Origin of the sequence: Pseudomonas sp. WC2, assembly GCF_050586545.1 — a bacterium.
In the GTDB taxonomy this organism is placed as follows: Bacteria; Pseudomonadota; Gammaproteobacteria; order Pseudomonadales; family Pseudomonadaceae; genus Aquipseudomonas.
Window position 1 is genome coordinate 136,103 of sequence record NZ_JBOBDR010000013.1, and the last position, 21,725, is coordinate 157,827.

The 21,725-nt window shown below is 62.8% G+C and carries 8 protein-coding genes and 1 pseudogene; 6 read left to right on the forward strand and 3 right to left on the reverse strand.

Annotated features, from left to right (window positions below; all coding sequences use genetic code 11):
* Positions 1–254 precede the first annotated feature (254 nt).
* From ACQ4OE_RS17475 to mnmH, 3 genes are all read left to right on the forward strand, one after another.
* Positions 255–10,778, forward strand: a complete 10,524-nt coding sequence (locus tag ACQ4OE_RS17475; protein ID WP_430947370.1) for an autotransporter-associated beta strand repeat-containing protein — start codon at positions 255–257, stop codon at positions 10,776–10,778.
* 236 nt (positions 10,779–11,014) lie between these two features.
* Positions 11,015–12,049 (forward strand): selenide, water dikinase SelD, encoded by a 1,035-nt coding sequence (gene selD / locus ACQ4OE_RS17480; protein ID WP_430947371.1) that lies wholly within the window; start codon positions 11,015–11,017, stop codon positions 12,047–12,049.
* Entirely contained in the window at positions 12,049–13,152 is a 1,104-nt protein-coding gene (gene mnmH, locus ACQ4OE_RS17485; protein WP_430947372.1) for a tRNA 2-selenouridine(34) synthase MnmH, read from the forward strand. Before selD ends, mnmH begins: the two co-directional genes overlap by 1 nt.
* 139 nt (positions 13,153–13,291) lie before the next feature.
* Here mnmH and ACQ4OE_RS17490 read toward each other — a convergent pair whose 3' ends face one another.
* Entirely contained in the window at positions 13,292–13,966 is a 675-nt protein-coding gene (locus ACQ4OE_RS17490) for a histidine phosphatase family protein (RefSeq protein WP_430947373.1), read from the reverse strand.
* A gap of 317 nt (positions 13,967–14,283) precedes the next feature.
* On the opposite strand from ACQ4OE_RS17490, the gene ACQ4OE_RS17495 reads away from it, so the two are divergent.
* On the forward strand, positions 14,284–14,982 hold the full coding sequence (locus ACQ4OE_RS17495) for a glutathione binding-like protein (RefSeq protein WP_430947374.1): 699 nt from the start codon (positions 14,284–14,286) through the stop codon (positions 14,980–14,982).
* 251 nt (positions 14,983–15,233) lie between these two features.
* Positions 15,234–16,208: a porphobilinogen synthase gene (gene hemB / locus ACQ4OE_RS17500; RefSeq protein ID WP_430947375.1), complete on the forward strand. Its 975-nt coding sequence runs from the start codon at positions 15,234–15,236 to the stop codon at positions 16,206–16,208.
* 130 nt (positions 16,209–16,338) lie between these two features.
* On the opposite strand, the pseudogene ACQ4OE_RS17505 reads toward hemB, so the two are convergent.
* A pseudogene (locus ACQ4OE_RS17505) lies at positions 16,339–17,873 on the reverse strand (FAD-dependent monooxygenase).
* A 288-nt stretch (positions 17,874–18,161) separates the two neighbouring features.
* Positions 18,162–20,366, reverse strand: coding sequence for a TonB-dependent receptor (locus tag ACQ4OE_RS17510; protein WP_430947376.1), 2,205 nt, complete (start codon positions 20,364–20,366; stop codon positions 18,162–18,164).
* 267 nt (positions 20,367–20,633) lie between these two features.
* Here ACQ4OE_RS17510 and ACQ4OE_RS17515 point away from each other — a divergent pair, with 267 nt between their 5' ends.
* Positions 20,634–21,725, forward strand: a complete 1,092-nt coding sequence (locus tag ACQ4OE_RS17515; RefSeq protein WP_430947377.1) for a DUF1615 domain-containing protein — start codon at positions 20,634–20,636, stop codon at positions 21,723–21,725.

Consider the following 21,725-nt stretch of genomic DNA (forward strand, 5'->3'; position numbering starts at 1 on the left):
CGCGAGCAGCCTCGCTCCCACAGGTGTGGTATCGCCCTCAGAACCAGTCATAGCTGGCCGAAACCCCGATTCCAGACCCCTCTAGTATTAAAGTATTAACACCATTTAATCCGTGCCCCATCGCCGGGCGTCTACTAGCTTTGTCCCCAAGAACGCGGTTTTTGTGATGACCGTCGCAGTCTTGATTCGCGTGTGGAATAAGCACGGCTCTGCGCGCCTTCAAGGAAGAAATTGGCCACGACAAGGAGTAGCCCGTGGAAGCAAGGTTTGGTGTCGCCCTCGTTTCGCGTTTTTCCCCACTTTCCCTTGCTGTGCATCTGAGCGTCGCCGGACTGTTGTTCGGCGGGATCAGTGCCCCTGCGCTGGCCACATGCTCCACGGCCGGTTCAATCGTGACGTGTACGGGGGTGCCGCCACTGCCACTGGTTCCCAACGACTTTGCCAGTGCCTCTAACAACCTGACGGTCAACGTCAACAGCGGCGCGCAGATGAACGCGACCCTTGGCGGGCATGTCATGGACTTGACGGGGGTCAACATTACCCTGAACAACTCCGGCATCATGGACCCGGCAGTGCTCGGTCTGGTGTCGGTTTTGAGTGGCGGAGCATTTATCGGCAGCGGCGCTACCAGCACGGTCAGCGTGCTCAACAACGCTGGCGCGATCATGCGGGGCACCGGGATGTTACTGGGGCTGAACCTGACGAGCATCGACGGCCTGGCCCTTTCGGTTAACAATGCGGCAACCGGCACCACGAGCATCACCAACAACGGCACCATCACCTCGACCGGACTCTCGATTGGCGGCATCACCCTGGCCGACACCCCGGTAGTCGGCGTCTACGGTGGCTCGCAGGTCAACATGACCAACAGCAGCACCGGCGTGATCAACGGCCGTATCGCCTTCGAAACGTCGGCGGCGGGCAACACCTTCACCAACGCCGGGGCGATTACCGGCGGCGTGTCGATGGGCGCGGCGAGCACCAACACCTTTACGGCCGTGACCGGTTCTTCGGTGCAGGTCGGTGACGGCGTGCAAGTCAGTGTCGGGCTTGGCGGCCTGATCAACATCAACCTGACCTTCGCTCCAACCGGTACGGTCGATGGCGGCGCGGGCGGCACCAACAGCCTGATCCTGCAAAACCCGGCCGGCGTCGGCGGCGGTATCACCGGGACTGGCACGGCGTCGAGCGCTACCTACGTCAACTTCAACAACCTGACGATCAACAGCGGCACCTGGACCTTGCAGGGGCCATTGGTCAGTGGCGCGACCACGCTCAATGGCGGTATCGCCAATTTCAACAACAACGCCTCCTTCGGCAGCGGGTTGCTCACGTCCAACGGCGGGATTCTGCAGGCCAGCAACGCCGGGTTGAATATCAGCAATCTGATTTCCCTCGGTGCCGGCGGCGTCACGGTACAGGGCGGCAACGCGACCACTTTGAGCGGGGTGATTTCCGGCAGCGGCGGTTTCACCAAGACCGGTACCGGCCAGCTAAACCTCAGCGCCGCCAACACCTATCTGGGCAACACCACGCTCAACGGCGGCACGGTGCAGATCAGCAACAATCAGGCGTTCAGCACCGGCGCCCTCAACGTCACCGGCGCGACGACACTGAGCGCGCCGGGCACGATCAGCCTGGCCAACGCCATCAGCCTCGGCGGCACCTTGACCGCCGGCGGCACCGGCGCGCTGACCCTCGGCGGTTTGATCAGCGGCAGCAGCGGCCTGACCAAAACCGGCACTGGCAGCCTGACCGTCAGCGGCGCCAACACCGGTTTCACCGGCACCACCACTCTCAGCGCCGGCAGCCTGCTGGTGACCAACAACAACTCGCTGGGCAGCGGCGCACTGAACACCGCCGCCGGCACCAGCCTCGACAGCACCGCCAACGTCACCCTGGCCAACAACATCGGCATGACCGGCGCGCTCAATGTGCTGGGCAGCAATGCCCTGACCCTCGGCGGTGTGTTGAGCGGAACCGGCGGCATCACCAAAAGCGGCACCGCCAGCCTGACCTTGACCGGCAACAACACCAACAGCGGCAACACGCTGCTAAACGCCGGCAGCCTGTTGGTGGGCAGCAACACCGCGCTGGGCACGGGCGCACTGAATACCGCCGCCGGGACCACGCTGGATGCGACAGCGGCAGTGACCTTGGCCAACGCCGTCGCAGCGACCGGGGCGCTGACCTTTGGCGGCACGCAAGCATTGGGCCTGAGCGGCGTCGTCAGCGGCGCCGGCAACCTGATCAAGAACGGCACCGCGAATCTGAGCCTCAGCGGCAACAACACCTTCTCCGGCGGTACCGCACTCAACGCCGGCACGCTGATTGTCGGCTCCAACACCGCGCTGGGCACTGGCGCACTGACCACGGCGGCGGGCACCACCCTCGACGCCAGCACCGCCGTTGCACTGACTAACGCGGTCTCGCTCGGCGGCAATCTCAACGTCGGCGGCAGCGCCAACCTGACCCTCGGCGGTATCGTCAGCGGCAGCGGCGGGCTGACCAAAAACGGCGCGGCCAACCTGATTCTCAATGGCGCCAACACCTTCCTCGGTGCCATCGCGTTGAACTCGGGCACGATTACGGCGGGTGCCAACGCGGCGCTCGGCAGCGGCAACATCACCGTCGGCGGTGTGGCAACGCTGGACAGCAATGCGGCGGTAACCCTCAACAACGCGGTCATTCTCAACAACAGCCTGGGGATCGGCGGCAGTAACGCGCTGACCCTCGGCGGTGTGATCAGCGGCGCCAGCCAACTGGTGAAAAACGGCGCGGCCAATCTCACGCTCAACGGCACCAACACCTATAGCGGCGGCACCACGCTGAATGCTGGCAGCCTGACGGTCGGCAACGGCGCGGCATTGGGCACCGGCGCCTTGTCGGTTCAAGGCGCGGGCACCCTCAACGGCAGTTCCGCCGTGACCCTCAACAACAACGTGATTCTCAACGCCAACCTCACCACTGGCGGCGCCAACGCGCTGACCCTCGGCGGGGTGATCAGCGGCGGCAACGGTCTGATCAAGACCGGCGCGTCGAGCCTGACCCTCAACGGCAACAACACTTACACCGGTACTACGGCGCTGAATGCCGGTTCACTGATTGTCGGCTCCAACACCGCACTCGGCGCCGGCACACTGAACGCCTCGAACGGCACCTCGCTGGATGCCAATACCGCCGCGACGCTGGCCAACAACGTCAACCTCGCCGGCACTCTGACGGTGGGCGGCAGCAATGCGCTGACCCTCGGCGGCGTAGTCGCCGGTATCGGTGGACTGACCAAGAACGGCGCTGCCGACCTGACCCTCAACGGCGCCAATACTTATTTTGGCAACACCGCGCTGAACACCGGCAAACTCACCGTCGGCAGCAACACGGCGTTGGGCTCCGGCACGTTGAACGCGGCCGCCAACACCACGCTGGACGCCAACACCGCAGTCAGCCTGAACAATGCCGTAGCGCTGGCCGGTGCCTTGAACATCGGCGGCACCGCGAATATGACCCTGACCGGCCTGGTCAGTGGGGCCGGCAGTCTGGTGAAAAACGGCGCGGCCAATCTGATTCTCAACGCCGCCAACAACTACCTCGGCGGCACCACGCTGAACGCCGGCACTCTGACTGTCGGCAACAGTTCGGCGTTGGGTTCCGGTGCGCTGACCGTCGCTGGCGCGTCGACACTTGACAGCAACTCGCCGCTGGTCAGCCTCAACAACGCGGTTGCCTTGAACGCTGCGCTGACCGTTGGCGGCACGCAGAATCTCACCCTCGGCGGCGCCACCAGCGGCACTGGCCAACTGATCAAGAACGGCGCGGCCAACCTGACCCTCAACGGCAACAACAGCTTCAGCGGCGGCACCACGCTCAACGCCGGCACGCTGACGCTGGGCAATGCCAATGGCCTCGGCAGCGGCGCATTGGTCGTCGGTGGCGCGGCAACGTTGGATAACAGCGCCTCGTTCGGCATCGGCAACGCCATTACCCTGAATGCCGGACTGACCGTTGCCGGCAACAATGATTTGAGCTTGAACGGCATCATCGACGGCGCCGGCAACCTGACCAAAAACGGTCTGTCGGACCTGACCCTGGCGGGCAACAACACCTTCACCGGCGCGCTGAACATCGTCTCGGGCAGCGTTACCACCCTCAACAGCAATGCGCTGGGCAACACGGCTGGCGTCAACATCAGCGCCGGCGCCGGACTGAATCTGGGCAGCGACGCCAGCCTCGGCGCACTGTCCGGCAGCGGCAGCGTGCAACTGACCGGCAGCAACACCCTGACCGTCGGCAGCGGCGACGTCACCAGCACTTTCGACGGCGACCTCAGCGGCAGCGGCGGCCTGGTCAAAGTCGGCACTGGCACTTTGAACCTCACCGGCATCAACGGCATCACCGGCAACACGGCGATCAATGGCGGCACCGTCGATCTCAGCGGTTCGCTGGTCAGCACGCAGATCAACATCAACAGCGGCGGCACCCTGACCGGCACCGGCTCGGCGCTCGGCTCCGTCAACGTCAACAGTGGCGGGCATCTGGCGTTGTCGTCGGGCAACCAACTGTCCGCTGGTGCGCTGACCCTCGGTGCGGGCAGCAACGTCGATGTGGCATTGGGCACGCCGTCGACCTCATCGCTGATGAACGTCGGCGGTAACTTGACCCTCAACGGCAATCTCAATGTCACCGATGCCGGTGGATTCGGCGTCGGCGTGTATCGGCTGTTCAACTACACCGGCGCGCTGACCAATCTCGGTCTGGATGTCGCCAGCGTGCCGGTCGGTTACGGCCTCGGCGATCTGGTGGTGCAGACCGGCGTGGCCAATCAGATCAATATTCAAGTGTCGGCACCCAACGTCAACATTCGTTATTGGGATGGCAGCCAGACCATCGCCAACGGCGTGGTCGATGGCGGCAGCGGCACGTGGAACGCGGTCGGCACCAACTGGACCGATGCCAACGGCCTGGTGAATCAGCCGTGGGCGGGTGACTTCGCAGTGTTCCAAGGCACTGCCGGCACCGTGACGGTGAACGGCACGCAAGCATTCACCGGCATGCAATTCCTCACCGACGGCTACAACGTGGTCAACGGCGCGGCGGGGCAACTCACCGCCGTCAACGGCACCGGTGGCACGACTTCGTTGCGGGTTGATCCGGGCGTGACCGCGACCATCAATGCCAATATCGATGGCAGCGGCATTCTCAATAAACTCGACAGCGGCACGCTCGTGCTTGGCGGTGCCAACGCTTACACCGGCGGCACGCAACTGGACGGCGGCAAAATCATCGTCGGCAGCAACACCGCGTTGGGTACCGGCACGTTGACGGCGAATGCCGGCACACAACTGGACAGCAACGCGGCGGTGACACTGGCCAACGCGGCGACGCTCAACGGCAACCTCACCGTGGTCGGCAGCAATGCACTGACCCTCAACGGCGTGATTGCCGGCACGGGTGGCCTGATCAAAACCGGCACGGCGAACCTGACCCTCGGCGGCAACAACGCCTTCCTCGGCCCGGTCGCGCTGAATGCCGGCGGACTGATTCTGGCGTCTAATTCGGCGCTGGGTTCCGGCACTTTGAATGCGGCGGGCGGCACCACGCTGGACGCGAGCACCGCGGTGTCGCTGAACAACGCGGTCAATTTGGCCGGCAACCTCGGCATCGTTGGCACGGCGGATCTGACCCTCGGCGGTACGGTCAACGGCGCCGGCAGCCTGAGCAAAAACGGCGCGTCGAACCTGACCCTCAGCGGCAACAACAACTTCCTCGGCGGCACCACCCTCAACGCCGGCACGTTGACCGCCGGCAGCAACTCGGCGCTGGGTCTGGGCAACCTGACCGTGGCCGGTGCCTCGGCGCTGGACAGCAACAGTGCGCTGAGCCTGGGCAACAACGTTGTGCTCAACGCCAACCTGAGCAACACCGGCAGCAACAACCTGACCCTCGCCGGTGTCGTCAGCGGCGCGGGCGGCTTGATCAAAAACGGCGCGTCGAACCTGACGCTCAACGGCATCAATACTTACTCCGGCGGCACCACGCTGAACGCCGGTACGCTGACCCTCGGCACGGGTGGAGCGCTGGGCAGCGGCGCGCTCACGGTGGCCGGTGCCTCGACCCTCGACAACTCCGCGCCACTGGTGCTGGCCAACAACGTCAACGTCAATGCGAACCTGGCCCTGGCCGGTAACAACAATCTGACCCTCGGCGGCATCGTTGCCGGCGCCGGTACGTTGACCAAGAACGGTCTGTCCGACGTGACCCTGAGCGGCAACAACACCTTCAGCGGTACCTTCGATGTGCTCGCCGGCAGCCTGACCACGCTGAGTAGCGGGGCGCTGGGCAACAACGCCACGGTCAATCTCGCGGGTGGCGCGGCGCTCAATCTCGGTGCCTCGGGCAGCCTTGCCAACCTCACTGGCAGCGGTACTGCGCTGATCGGCACGGGCAATACGCTGAGTCTGGGCGGCAACAATGTCAGCAGCACCTTCGCCGGCATCCTCAGCGGTGACGGCAGCCTGAGCAAACTCGGCAGCGGCACCCTGACCCTCAGCGGTATCAGCGACCTGACCGGCGATACCAACGTCAACGCCGGTACCCTGCAGGTCAACGGTTCGCTGGCCAGCGGCAATGTGCTGGTCAACAACGGCGGCACTCTCGGCGGCAGCGGCACCTTGACGGGTGCCGTGACGGTGGCCGACGGCGGCCATCTGGCGGGCGTCACCGGCAGTACGCTGAGCGTGAGTTCGCTGGTGTTCAACGGCAACTCCAACTTCGACGTCGGCCTCGGCACTCCGGTCTCCGGTGGCGGCAATGCGCTGGTCAACGTCGGCGGCAACCTGACCCTCGACGGCACCCTTAACGTCAGTGACATCGGTGGTTTCGGCAGCGGCGTTTATCGCCTGATCGACTACACCGGCGGCCTGACCGACAACGGCATGCTGATCGGCACGGTACCGGGCAGCGTCACCCCGGGCGATCTGCAACTGCAAACCGCGCTGGCCAATCAGATTAACCTGCTGGTCACTGCACCGGGCGTGACCGTGCAATTCTGGGACGGCAATCAACTGGTCGCCAACGGTTCGGTCGAGGGTGGCAGCGGCACTTGGGGCACCGGCACCACCAACTGGACCGACGTCAACGGCACCACCAACCAAGGCTGGAGCAACAGCTTCGCTGTGTTCCAGGGCGCGGCTGGTACGGTCACCGTCAATGGCGCAGAAACCATCACCGGCATGCAATTCGTCACCGATGGCTACAGCCTGGTCAACGGCACGGCGGGTTCGCTGAATCTGGTCAACGGTTCGCTGGGCAATGCCACGGTGCGGGTTGACCCGAACGCCACTGCAACGATTGGTGTGGCGCTCAACGGTGCCGGCACCCTCGGCAAATACGACACCGGTACGCTGGTGCTCAATGCGGCCAACGGCTACACCGGCGGCACGGCGCTCAATGGCGGCAAGATCGTGGTCGGCAACAACGCCGCGCTCGGCACCGGTGTGCTGACCGCTGCCGATGGCACGGCGCTGGACAGCAACGCCGCCGTAACCCTGGGCAACGACGTGGTAGTCAACGGTGGCCTGAGCGTTGCTGGCAGCAACGTCCTGACCCTGGATGGCGATGTCAGCGGCAGCGGCAGTTTGATCAAGACCGGCGCATCAAGCCTGACCCTCAACGGCAACAACAGCTACAGCGGCGGCACTCAGCTCAACGCCGGTACGCTGATTCTCGGCAACAACAGCGCGATCAGCAGCGGAGCATTGAGCGTGACCGGCAACGGCACCCTCGACAGCACGTCCGCGCTGCAACTGGCCAACGCCATCAATCTGGGCGGGCAACTGACCCTCGCCGGCAACCAGAACACCACGCTCATCGGCGCTGTGACCGGCGCTGGCAGTCTGGTGAAAAACGGCAACGGCGACTTGCTGCTCAGCGGCGCCAACACCTACAGCGGCGGCACCACGCTGAACGCCGGCACCACGCGCGGCGATACCAGCAGCCTGCAAGGCGCGATCGTCAACAACGCGACGCTGACCTTCGAACAGAATGCCGATGGCAGCTACACCGGCAACCTCACCGGCGCCGGCACGCTGAACAAAATCGGCAATGGCCAACTGCTGATGACCGGCAACAACGGCTTCACCGGCAACACCTCGGTGCAGGCGGGCAGCCTGCTGGTCAATGGCACGCTCAACAGCGCCAACGTCAACGTCGCCAGCGGTGCCAAACTGGGCGGCAGCGGCCAGTTTGGTGGCGCTGTTCAGCTGGCCAGCGGCTCGACGCTGATCGGTGGCGGCACGGCAACGCCGTTGTCGGTTGGCTCGCTGGCATTGTCGTCGGGGACCAATCTGGACTTCAGCCTCGGCTCGGCAACCAGTTCGACCACCGTGGTGAAGGTGGCCGGCAACCTGACCCTCGACGGCACGCTCAACGTCAGCAATGCCGGCGGCTTCGGCACAGGCGTCTATCAATTGTTCAGCTACGGCGGCAGCCTGACCGACAACGGTCTGGTCTACGGCAGCCTGCCGGTGTCGGCGTCCAACCTCACCCTGCAGACGGCGATCGCCAATCAGATCAACCTGCTGGTGCAAGGCACGCCGGGTGAGGTGCAGTTCTGGAACGGTGGCAAAACCAATCCGGACGGCAGCATCGGCGGTGGTAGCGGCGTATGGGGCCCAGGCACCAACTGGACCGATCCCAATGGCACTCAGGCGCTGGCGTCGAACGGTCAGTTCGCCGTGTTTGGCGGGCAGGGCGGCACGGTCACCGTACAGGGCAATCAGAACTTCACCGGCCTGCAATTTCTCGCCGATGGTTACAGCCTGACGCCAAGTGCCGGCGGTACCCTGACCCCGGTCAATGGACCGGACGGTAGCCTCGCACCGGTGCGGGTCAATTCCGGCGCGAGTGCGGAGATCGCCACGCCGCTGGTGGGCACCGGCGGCATCGAGAAGCTCGATTCCGGCACGCTGGTATTGAGTGGCGCCAACACTTACAGCGGTGGCACCACGGTCAGCGGCGGTACGCTGATCGGTAACACCACCAGCCTGCAGGGCAACATTCTCAACAACGCCTCGCTGTTTTTCGTGCAGAACTTCAACGGCCAATTCAATGGATCATTGAGCGGGCTTGGCGCGATGCTCAAACGCGGTAGCGGCACCTTGCTGTTGACCGGCGACAACCCGTTCAGTGGCACCGTGGCGGTCGATCAAGGCACGCTGCAAGTCGGCAGCCGCAGCGCACGGGCCTCGTTGGGTGGGCAAGTCACCGTGGCCAATGGCGCTGCTCTGAGCGGTAACGGCAGCGTCGGCTCGGTGGTCAACCACGGTGTGGTGCTATCGGGCGCCGAGGCGGGCACGTTGAGTGTCGCCGGTAACCTGACCAACGCTGCCAATGGGTTGCTGGCGCTGACCATCAGTTCGCCAACCGCTACGCCGTTGGCCGTCGGCGGCACCGCGACCCTGGGTGGCGCCCTGCAGGTGAACTCGCTGGCACCGTTCACCGGCAACACCGTTTACTCGGTGATCACGGCGGGTGGTGGTGTGATCGGCACCTTCAGTGCAACGGATCTGCCGCAATACGCGTTCCTCGATTCGGCACTGGTCTATGACGCCAATGCGGTGAACCTGGTGGTCAGCCGCAACGGCAACTCGTTCGCCGATGTCGCCGCCACCAAGAACCAGCGCAACACCGCGCTGGCGCTGATGCGCAACGGTGCGGCGGGGGCGACGTTGCAGAACGAAATCGTCAACCTCAGCGTCGCCGGTGCGCGCAATGCGTTCGACAGCCTGTCCGGAGAGATCCACGCCAGCACCGCCAGCGCCATCCTTGAGGATTCGCGCTACGTGCGTGAGGCGGTCAACGACCGCATGCGTCAGCCTTCGTGCAGCGCGGCGGATGATCCACGCCGTGCCCTGGCGCCAAGTGACAACCAGTTGAGCAGCAACGGTTGCCACGGCGAAATGGTCGGCTGGGCCCGCGCACTCGGCGCGTGGGGCGAGTCGGACGGTGACAGCAACGCGGCGAAACTCGACCGTAACCTCAGCGGCTTCATGCTCGGCACTGACAAGCAACTCGATGACCAGTGGCGCGTGGGCATGGCCGCCGGTTACACCCGCAGCGACATCGATGCTCACGATCGTCGTTCAGACGCGACTGTTGAGAGCTACCACTTGGCGGCGTACCTCAACTCGCAGTTCGATGCCCTGGCGGTGCGCCTCGGCGCGGCGTACAGCTGGCACGACATCGAGACCAAACGCGACGTCAGCGTCGGCAACTACAACGATCGTCTGGAGGCTCATTACGACGCGCGCAGCGCCCAAGTGTTCGGTGAAGTCGGCTACACGATTGAAGCCGGCGGCATTGCCCTCGAGCCATTCGCCGGTCTGTCGTACGTCAACTACGACACCGACAAAGCCAAGGAAAAAGGTGGGGTAGGGCGCCTCGAGGCCGATGCCGATCAGGACATCACCTTCTCGACCCTCGGCCTGCGCGCCGGCAAAGTCATCACCCTGGCCAACGGCGGGCAATTCACCCCGCGCGCGGCCATCGGCTGGCGCCATGCCTTCGGCGACACCAAGCCTGACGCGGACCTGACCTTCATCGACGGCGGCGCCTCGTTCAGCACCCAAGGCGTGCCGATTGCCAAGGACAGCGCGATTGTCGAAGCGGGTGTCGACTTCCAGATCAGCCCGACCGGCAAACTGGGGGTTGGCTATTCGGGGCAACTGTCGAACGACAGCAACGATCACGCGATGACCATCAGCTTCAGCCTTGGCTTCTGATTTAGGGTCGAAGTACGTTTAACCGCCCGGAAGGGCGGTTTTTTTTTGCCTTGTCGCCAGATCATCGTTCCCACGCTCTGCGTGGGAACGCCACCAGGGACGCTCCGCGTTCCGGCTCCGTGAAGGGACGCGGAGCGTCCCGGGCTGCATTCCCACGCGGAGCGTGGGAACGATCGGAAATCTACAATCTCGCGCTCTGCTAGAATCGGCCCCATTAACTGCCAGAGACTCTCCCCATGAGCGAGCCGATTCGTCTGACCCAATACAGCCACGGCGCCGGTTGCGGCTGCAAGATTTCCCCGCAGGTGCTGGAGGTGATTCTGGCCGGCAGCGGTGCGCAGAACCTCGATCCGAAACTGTGGGTCGGCAATGCCTCGCGCGATGATGCCGCTGTATACGAGATTGATGCCGAGCGCGGCGTGGTCTCGACCACTGACTTTTTCATGCCGATTGTCGATGACCCGTTCGACTTCGGCCGCATTGCCGCGACCAACGCGATCAGCGACATCTACGCGATGGGCGGCGATCCGCTGATGGCGATTGCGATCCTCGGCTGGCCGGTCAATGTGCTGGCGCCGGAAGTCGCTCGCGAAGTGATTCGGGGTGGTCGCGCGGTGTGCGACGCGGCGGGCATTCCATTGGCGGGCGGGCATTCGATCGACGCGCCGGAGCCGATCTTCGGCCTCGCCGTCACCGGTCTGGTGGAAAAACGCCACATGAAGCGTAACGACACCGCCACCGCCGGTTGCCTGTTGTACCTGACCAAACCGCTGGGCATCGGCATCCTCACCACGGCCGAGAAAAAGGGCAAATTGCGCGCCGCCGATGTGGGCGTGGCCCGCGACTGGATGTGCACCCTGAACAAACCCGGCAGCCGTTTCGGCAAGCTTGCTGGCGTCACGGCGATGACCGACGTCACCGGTTTCGGTCTGCTTGGGCATCTGGTGGAAATGGCGGACGGTAGCCGGCTCACCGCGCGCATCGCCTACGACCGCGTGCCGCGTCTGGACAGCGTCGAGTATTACCTCGATCAGGGCTGCGTTCCGGGCGGTACGCTGCGCAATTTCGACAGCTACGCAAGCAAGGTCGGTCGCGTCCAGGAGTTGCACAAACGCGTGCTGTGCGACCCGCAAACCAGCGGCGGCTTGCTGATTGCCGTCACCCCTGAAGGCAATGACGAATTCCTCACCGTCGCCGCCGAACTGGGTCTGAACCTGGCGCCAATCGGCGAACTGGTTGAGCGACAGACGAACGCAGTCGAGGTGATGTGATGCTCCGCGACTGCACCGACTACCGAGACATTTTCCTCAACGACCGCCCGCTGATGGATGCCCGCGCGCCGGTCGAGTTTCACAAGGGCGCGTTCCCCGGCGTGATCAACCTGCCGCTGATGAACGACATCGAACGGCAGAAGATCGGCACCTGCTACAAGCAACACGGCCAGCAGGCTGCCATCGAGTTGGGTCACCAACTGGTCTCCGGCGCGGTGAAAGCCGAGCGCGTCCAGGCCTGGGCCGATTTCGCCCGGGCCCATCCCGATGGTTTTATCTATTGTTTTCGTGGCGGCCTGCGCTCGCAGATCACCCAGCGCTGGCTGCATGACGAAGCGGGCATCGACTACCCGCGCGTCGGCGGTGGTTACAAAGCGATGCGCAACTTTCTGATCGACACCACTGAGCAGGCCATCGCGCAGTGTGATTTCGTCCTGCTGGGCGGCATGACCGGCACCGGCAAGACCGAGGTGCTGGTGCAGTTGCGCAATGGTCTGGATCTGGAAGGCCACGCCAATCATCGCGGGTCCAGTTTCGGCAAGCGTGCCACGGGGCAGCCGTCGAACATCGATTTTGAAAACCGTCTGGCGATCGACATTCTCAAGAAGCGTGATGCCGGGATCGAGCAGTTCGTACTGGAGGATGAGAGTCGGGTGGTCGGCAGTTGTGCCTTGCCGCTGCCGCTGTATCAGGGCATGCAGCAGTACCCGATGGTCTGGCTGGAAGACAGTTTTGAAGATCGCGTCGAGCGGATTTTGCGTGATTATGTGGTGGATCTTTCGGCGGAATTTGCTGCGGTGCACGGCGAAGAAGGCTTCAACCTGTTCTCCGAGCGATTGCTGGAAAGCCTGAACAACGTGCAAAAACGCCTCGGTGGCGAGCGCCATCAGCGCATGTTACTGCTGATGGAAGCGGCGTTGATCGAGCAGGCGCGCAGTGGCGCGGTGGATTTGCATCGCGGCTGGATCGAGGGGTTGCTGCGCGAGTATTACGACCCGATGTATGTGTTCCAGCGCGAAAAGAAGGGCGGGCGGATCGAGTTTGCCGGGGAGCGCGGGGCGGTGCTTGAGTACTTGCGCGAGCGGGTGAACCAGAAGGGTTGAGGGTGGATTTGCTGGCGCTATCGCCAGCAGGGCTAGCGCCCACAGTGGATCTTCATTGAGCACAAAATGTGTGCCTGGCGCAGATCTCCTGTGGGAGCCAGCCCTGCTGGCGATGGCGCCGGCTCAGGCACCACAGAACTCAGGTCGGGCAAGTTTCCTTGCCATGATCCAGCCCCTGCTTGTAGCTATGGCTCTGCAAACTGGCCTTGCCGTTGTGCCAGGTCAGGGTCAGCACATACAACGAATCAAAATCATCGCCCGACCAGTCGTCGGTGATGTTCTGTTTGCCACCCACCGCTTTGCCCGCGACCTTGTTGATCAGCTCCGGCAGATAGCCGTGGGACCACGCGGTGTAAATCGTCGAGTTGTGGTACTTGTCGTCGAGCAGTTCTCGGGCCAGATCGCTGGTGTCGTTGGCGGAAAACTCGATGTTCACTGGCAGGCCAAGCTTGATCGCCGCCGGGCTGATGGTCATCAGCGGCCGAATGTAGCTGTAGGAATTATCCAGCTCGCCTTCTTCAACGTTGCGCGTCGGGTTGGCGGCGAACACGTAGTCGGCCTTGCCGAATTTTTCCGGCAGCAGCGTCGACAGATCGATGGCGCGATTCAGGCCCTGGCAGTTGAGTTGACCGAGACCACCCTCGGGTTTTTCTGCGTGGCGCAGGAACACCAAGGTCTGGGTGCCGTCGATCGATTGCGCGCGGCTGTCGCTCGACTCCAGTGACAGCACCAGCGCACTGACCGCCAGCAGGGAGGGCAGGGCCACATAGGCACGATGTTTCAAGCGTTTGGCGAAACTCAAAAGGTTCGTCATGTAATAAAGGGTTCTTCAGCAAATTCGGTTAAGGCTGACAAACCTTTACACCGCGGGCTCCCAGCACCGGGTGATTTCCCTGTCGTGAACAGCGTCCTCTGCGAGAAAGACATAGCTCAGAGTCCCCTGAAGCCCGTTTGGTTCGATCCGGGCGAGTGCGCAGCACTTTAACGGCAAGTTCCAACGGCTTGGCCGCAGGTTAGCGACAGGATGTTGCGGATTTAAGAACGCGGTCCGACATGACTGAAAAGAACCCGCGCTAGAGCGGGCCATCCTGGATTATGCTCAGGGCTTTCATTTGTGACTGGATGCTTCCCATGACCGATCTGTCCGCGTTCCCTATCACCCAGAAATGGCCGGCGCAGTACCCTGACTGGATTCAGCTCTATTCCTTGCCGACGCCCAACGGCGTCAAAGTCTCGATCATGCTCGAGGAAATTGGTCTGCCGTACGAGCCGCATAAAGTCGCGTTCGACAGCAACGATCAGTTGTCCCCTGAGTTTCTGTCGCTGAACCCGAACAACAAGATCCCGGCGATCCTCGATCCCCATGGCCCGGAAGACCAGCCGTTGCCGCTGTTCGAATCCGGCGCGATCCTGATTTATCTGGCTGACAAGAGCGGGCAGTTGCTGGCCCAGGAAGGCGCGTTGCGCTACGAAACGATCCAATGGCTGATGTTCCAGATGGGCGGTATCGGCCCGATGTTCGGCCAATTGGGTTTCTTCAACAAATTCGCCGGCAAGGATTACGAGGACAAACGTCCGCGTGATCGTTATGTCGCTGAGAGCAAACGGCTGCTCAAAGTCCTCGACACTCGCTTGGAAGGCCGCGACTGGATCATGGGCGAACGCTACACGATTGCTGATATCGCCACGTTTCCGTGGGTGCGTAACCTGATCGGATTTTATGAGGCGGGTGATCTGGTCGGCATCCAGAATTTCCCTAATGTCACCCGCGTGCTGGAGCGCTTCCTGGCGCGTCCGGCCGTGATTCGAGGCCTGACCATTCCCTCATAATCCAAGGAAAGCACCCCCATCCTGTGGGAGCGAGCCTGCTCGCGAATGCGGTGTATCAGAAACAGATATTCTGACTGAGACGACGCCTTCGTGAGCAGGCTCGCTTCCACAGAGGATTGGGGTGTTCTGAGGGATTATTGCACCCCCGGTAACGCTCTCTTGATTGATCCAGGTTTGTACCCCAACCCCCGCAAGGCATAAGCTTCGCCCCCTACGACTTTCGTCTCATCTTCCGATTTCAGGAAAGCCCCATGTCCAGCCAGTTCCCCGAAGCACGTCCCCGCCGTCTGCGCCGCAATGCGAGCCTGCGCAGCCTGTTCCAGGAAACCGAGTTCACGCTGAACGATCTGGTCCTGCCGATTTTCGTTGAAGAAGAAATCGACGACTTCGTGCCGATCAAGAGCATGCCCGGCGTGATGCGCATTCCGGAGCGCAAACTGGCCAGCGAAATCGAGCGCTACGCCCGCGCCGGGATCAGGTCGGTGATGACCTTTGGCGTGTCGCACCATCTGGATGGCAACGGCAGCGACACCTGGCGTGAAGACGGTCTGGTCTCGCGCATGTCGCGCATCGCCAAGGACGCTGTGCCGGAAATGATCGTGATGTCCGACACCTGCTTCTGCGAATACACCGATCACGGCCACTGCGGCGTGATGCACAACCACGAAGTCGACAACGACCAGACCCTGATCAACCTCGGCAAGCAAGCCGTGGCAGCGGCCAGCGCTGGCGCTGATGTGATCGCGCCGTCGGCCGCGATGGACGGTCAGGTGCGGGCGATTCGTCAGGCGCTGGACGCCGCCGGGTTCACGCAGATTCCGATCATGGCCTACTCGACCAAGTTCGCTTCGGCACTCTACGGCCCGTTCCGCGAGGCCGGTGGCAGTGCGCTGAAAGGCGACCGCAAAAGCTATCAGATGAACCCGATGAACCGCCGCGAAGCCCTGCGTGAATCGTTGCTCGACGAGCAGGAAGGCGCCGATGCGCTGATGGTCAAACCGGCCGGTGCGTACCTCGACATCATCCGCGACATTCGCGAAGCCTCGAACCTGCCGCTGTCGGCGTATCAGGTTAGCGGCGAGTACGCGATGATCAAATTCGGCGCGCAGGCCGGCGCGATTGATGAGGATCGTGTGGTGCGTGAAAGCCTCGGCGCGATCAAGCGTGCGGGTGCGGATCTGATCTTTACTTACTTTGCGATGGATCTGGCGCTGGCGGGGATCTAAGCAACAGCGCAGATTTAACTGTGGGAGCGAGCCTGCTCGCGAAGGCGTCGTGTCAGCCAGCCTATCTGTTGCTGATGCACCGATTTCGCGAGCAGGCTCGCTCCCACATTTGATTCATGGTGTCCTTTAGTCAGGAGCAGTTGAAGAACGGGCGGATCCCGTGATCGCGGAAATACCGTTCAATCACCTTCGGATCCGCAGTGTTATCGGCAATCGCCACATACGTATCAGGGCGCAGCAGGTAAAAGCCGTTACGCCCCAACCCTGCCGTTTCAAACGCCGGTCGCCAGTCGAACACGTGCAGCGGCAGATGATGTTCGTGGCACCAGGCGATCATTTCGTCGCTGGTGTCGCCGTACACATGCACTTGCCAGCACGGCTGGCGCAGCGGTTCGTAGTTATCCCCCTCGCCATCATGGGCCCACGGCAAGCGGTCGCCGCCGTGGACGTGACCGGCGGTGCCTTGGCTGAGCGGCATGCCGCGATAATTGAGGGTGACTTGTGAAACCGTGCGAAAGAGAAACTCGCGACTGGCCTCGAATGAAGCCACTTTCGGGATCAGAAACGGCGCCACGCGCATGCGCAGCAGATCAGCCATCCGCCCTTCGGCGGTGACAAAACTGAAGACTTTATCGGTGGTCGAGACCAGTCGGCGGGCGAAGGCGATGCGCTCGGTTTCATAGCTGTCGAGCAGGCTCGGTTCGGCGCCGCCGCTGAGCACTGCAGCGAGTTTCCACGCCAGATTGATCGCATCGCCGATCCCGGTGTTCATGCCTTGCCCGCCCGCCGGGCTGTGTACATGGGCAGCGTCGCCGAGCAGAAACGCGCGGCCACTGCGAAAGTGCTCGGCCACGCGGTGATGCACGCGGTAGGTCGAGAACCAGTGCACGTCTTCGATGTGCACTTTCAGGTGTTCGATGGCGCGGCTGCTGACGTCGGAAAATTCCAGGGATTCGGCGCGATCCGCACGTTCGTCGCGAACGGTGCCAATCAGCCTCGCGCGGCCTTCGCCGGCCAGCGGAAACACCGCGAGAAAGTCCGCCTCGTCCAAGTCCAGATGCAACTCGCCGTTGATCGCCGGGCCGCTGGCCTGGACGTCGGCGACGTAGAAAATCTGCTGATAGGTGCCACCGGGAAACCCGGCGTCAAGGCTTTTGCGCACCACCGAGCGGGCACCGTCGCAACCGGCCAGATAGCAGGCCTGACAGATTTCCTGTTCGCCATCGGGCAAGCGCAAATGGACGGTGAGGCCGTCGCCGGTTTCCTCGAAACTCTCCAGCGTGGTGTTGCGTTCTACCGTCACGCCGTAGTCTTCGAGGCGTTCGATCAGCAGTTTTTCGTGCTCATCCTGCGGGAAGATTTCGACGAACGCATAGGGCGTCAGGCCTTCACCGATGCGATTGAGCGGCAACTGCGCGACCGGTTTGCCGTTGACCCAGAAATTCGCCGCCGCCACCCGATGACCGTTGCGCACCACGGTGCCGGCCAGATCCAGTTGCCGATACAACTCAAGGGTGCGCGCTTGCACTGCCAGCGCCGTGACGTGGTGCCGGGGGTGGAAGTTTTGTCGATGATGCGCACGCGCACGCCGAGTTTGCTCAGCCACAGGGCCAGCACCAGCCCGGTGGGGCCGGCGCCAATGATTAATACGTCGCTGCGGTGCATGAGAGAGTCCTCTGCATGGGGTGCAGCAAGTATGGATCAGAAGGAGAGGGTGGCCAGTGGATTGGTCAGATGGTCGGTGTTCGGCTTGGGGGCTGTTGCGCGGCGTAGATCCGGGCCCCTCACCCCAGCCCTCTCCCGAGGGAGAGGGAGCCGATTTGTGGGCTTTTCAAACGGTGCGTCCAACTCGGTGGCACACGTCGGCGTACCTCGAAAAAACACCTCGGTCAGTCCCCTCGCCCTCCGGGAGAGGGCTAGGCGGGCGGCGTTCCGATGAGGGGCTTTTCAGGCTTAGAAATCAATCGTCCCCGACAACTTGGCCACACGCGGTTCACCCTGGGTCAGATAACCGCCCTGAGCCGATTCCCAATACTTCTTGTTGGCCAGGTTTTCCACGCCCAGACGTACGGTCACGTCCTTCTGCGAAACCTTGAACGCGTAACGCGCACCCGCATCGAAGCGGTTCCAGGTCGGCAGGCTCAGGTTGTTCGCCGCGTCAGCGTATTGGCCGCCGGTGCGCAGCATCCGCGCGTTCAGCGCTACGCCTTGCAGGCCTGGTACATCCCAATCGGCGCCGGCGTTGAACTGGAAGGTCGGCACGCCAATCGCGTGGTTGCCGTCGTTGGCACCGTTCTGGGTGTTCTTCAGTTCGGTGTCCATCAACGTCAGGCCGCTGATCAGGCGCAGGCCCTGGATCGGCTCGCCGAAGACGTTCATTTCCACGCCTTTGTTGACTTGCTCGCCTTCGCGCACGTAAGTGCAATTGTCGGCATCGATGATTTCGCAATAGCCGTCGCTCGGCTGTTCGATGCGATAAACACCCAGGCTCGCGCCGTAAGTGCCCATGTCGACTTTCACCCCGGCTTCGGTCTGCTTGGAGCGAGCCGGTGCGTAGACTTCGTTGCCGTTGGTTACGCGGAAACCGCCGGAGCTGGTCGGCGAAGTCGGGCCTTGCGCCAGGCCTTCGATATGGTTGGCGTAGAACGACACGTGTTCCCACGGCTTGAACACGATGCCGTAGACCGGCGTGGTGATCGATTCGTCGTAGCTCGAAGAGCGCGGGCCGCTGCCGTAACTGGCGTAGCTGTAGCCCTGAACCACCAGTTGCTGACGACGCAAGCCGGCGGTGACCAACAGGCGATCATCGAAGAAGCCGAGGGTGTCCGAAATCGCCACGCTGCGGTTGAAGGTCTTGCCGACGATGCCCGGATCGCTGTTGTCGCCACCGGCGAAGTTGCCGACCGGCGATGGGGTTTCCACCGGGTGGTAGATGTTGTTCGCGTATTTGGTCAGGTCGAAGTCGTAGGCGCTGCGCTGTTCCGCCCAGATACCGGTCAGACCAAAGTTGAGCTTGTGGCTGACCGGGCCGGTATTGAACTTGCCATTGAGGCCAGCCATGACGCTGGTGTTGTCCTCATCGTGAGGAATGAACGAGCCAGTGGTGAACGAAGCGCCGCTGTTGCCGACCAGCGTGGTCGAGTTGTAGCGGCCGACTTCACGGGTGTGCTTGGCGCCGCCAGCGGCGTAGGCAGTCCAGTTGTCGTTGAGGTCGTACTCGGCGCGGAGCATGCCGAAGGTGTCTTCGATGTCGGTGTAGCCCCACTTCGGCGCGTAGTTGGTATCAGCCGACGGTGCGTCCGGGATGTGCGTGGCGGTGCCGAGGTTGACCGAGTTGCGGCCACCGTTGACGCGTTCTTTCTGATAAGCGAAGTCGCCGGACAGGCGCAGTGCGTCGCCGCGATAGTCGAGGCCGATGGCGAACAGTTTCGAACGCTGGTTTTCGTGATCGATACCGGTGTCGCCTTCGCGCTGCGCCAGGTTGATGCGCGCGCCGAAACGGTTGTCTTCACCGAAACGCTGGCCGATGTCGAAGTGCTGACCGACGCGACCTTCGCTGTTGATATCAGTGGTGAAGCGGCGCAGCGGCTCGTCGCCGGCGCGTTTTGGCTGCAGATTCACGCCGCCACCGATGCCGGAACCGGTCGGGGTCACGCCGTTGATGAAGGCGTTCGGGCCTTTGAACACTTCCACGCGCTCCAGGGCGTCGGTGGAAATGATCTGCCGAGGCAGCACGCCGTACAGGCCGTTATAGGAAATATCGTCGCCAGTCAGTGGCAGGCCGCGGATCATGAAGATCTGCGCCTGGTTGGAGAAACCGGAGGCCTGACGCACCGACGCATCGTTGAGCAGCACATCGGCGACGTTTTCCGCCTGCTGATCCTGAATCAGTTGCTCGGTGTAGGACGCCGCGCTGAACGGCACGTCCATCATGTCCTGATTGCCCAGCACGCCAAGCTGACCACCACGCGCCACCTGACCGCCGCTGTAAGCCGGGGGCAGGGTGTTTGGCGCAGGGGCCTGGGCGTTGATGTTGACGTTGTCGAGCACCAGCTCCTTGTTATCGCCTTCGGCGGCGTGAGCGGTGACAGTCAGGGAGCACAGCAGGGCGAGAAGCGTCGGGCGAAACGGGACGGCGAGTCGAGCTGAAGCGGGCATTTGGATACCTGGAGGCGCACGGCCGGTGAGAAAAAGTAAGGGCGGCGCGGGAACTCCTTGCGCAAATGCGACTCCAGGCGCAAATGATATGTTTTCTCAGTCACGTTTTGCAATCAGTTTGTCATCATCCGCTGAAACCTTTAATCCAGAACGCTGGGCGGCGCTCGGTTCAGATCGCCGGGAACGGCGGCAGGTCGCTAGAGTCCTAGCCTGCGGCACACCATTGGTCGTATGGTGAACCCGGCTCAACGGACTGGATGGAGCAACATGCACAGCCCTCGATTACTGATCACCCTCGCCACATCGCTGGTGCTCGCCGGTTGCGCGGGCCAGCGCAGCAATGAACCCGTACCGCGTCCGCCCGCTGAAGTGAAGGCGGAAATCATCCGGCTGATGCCAGCGAAAACCGCCGATCGCCAAGGCTGGGCCACCGATATCTATGCGGCATTTGCTGCGCAGAACATCAGCCCGACTACGCAAAACCTCTGTTCGGTATTGGCCGTTGCCGAACAGGAATCCACCTTCCAGGCCGACCCCACAGTGCCGGGCCTGGGCAAAATCGCCCGCGACGAAATCGACCGTCGCGCCAGCAAAGTTCACATCCCCAGCCTGCTGGTCAGCGGCGCGTTGCAAGTGCGCTCAACCAACGGCAAGACCTACAGCGAACGCCTGAGCGCCGCGCGCAGCGAGAAAGAGTTGAGCGCGATCTTCGACGACTTCATAGGCCGCGTGCCGATGGGCCGCACGCTGTTCGGCGGCTTCAACCCAGTGCATACCGGCGGGCCGATGCAGGTCAGCATCGAATTCGCTGAGCAGCACGCCAAGGATTATCCGTACCCGGTAGACGGCACGATCCGTCGCGAAGTGTTCAGTCGGCGCGGCGGCATGTATTTCGGTATCGCCCATTTGCTCGGCTACCCGGTGAGCTATCGCGAGCCGCTGTATCGCTTCGCCGATTTCAACGCCGGTTGGTACGCCAGCCGCAATGCCGCGTTCCAAAATGCCGTCAGCCGCGCTTCCGGCATTGCGCTGGCGCTCGATGGTGATCTGATCCGCTACGACTCGATCATGCCCGGCAGCACCGAACTGGCGGTGCGCACCCTCGGCAAATCGCTGGGCATGCGCAACCCGACGATTCGCGATCAACTGGAGAAGGGCAAAACCCTGGAGTTCGAAGAGACCAAACTCTATCAAAGGGTGTTTGAGTTGGCGGAGAAAGCCGAGGGCAAAACCCTGCCGCGTGCCGTGCTGCCGGGGATCGTTTTGCAAAGCCCGAAGATCACGCGCAAATTGACCACGGCATGGTTCGCCAAACGCGTGGACGAGCGCTACAAGCGCTGCATGGCCAAGGCCGGTTGA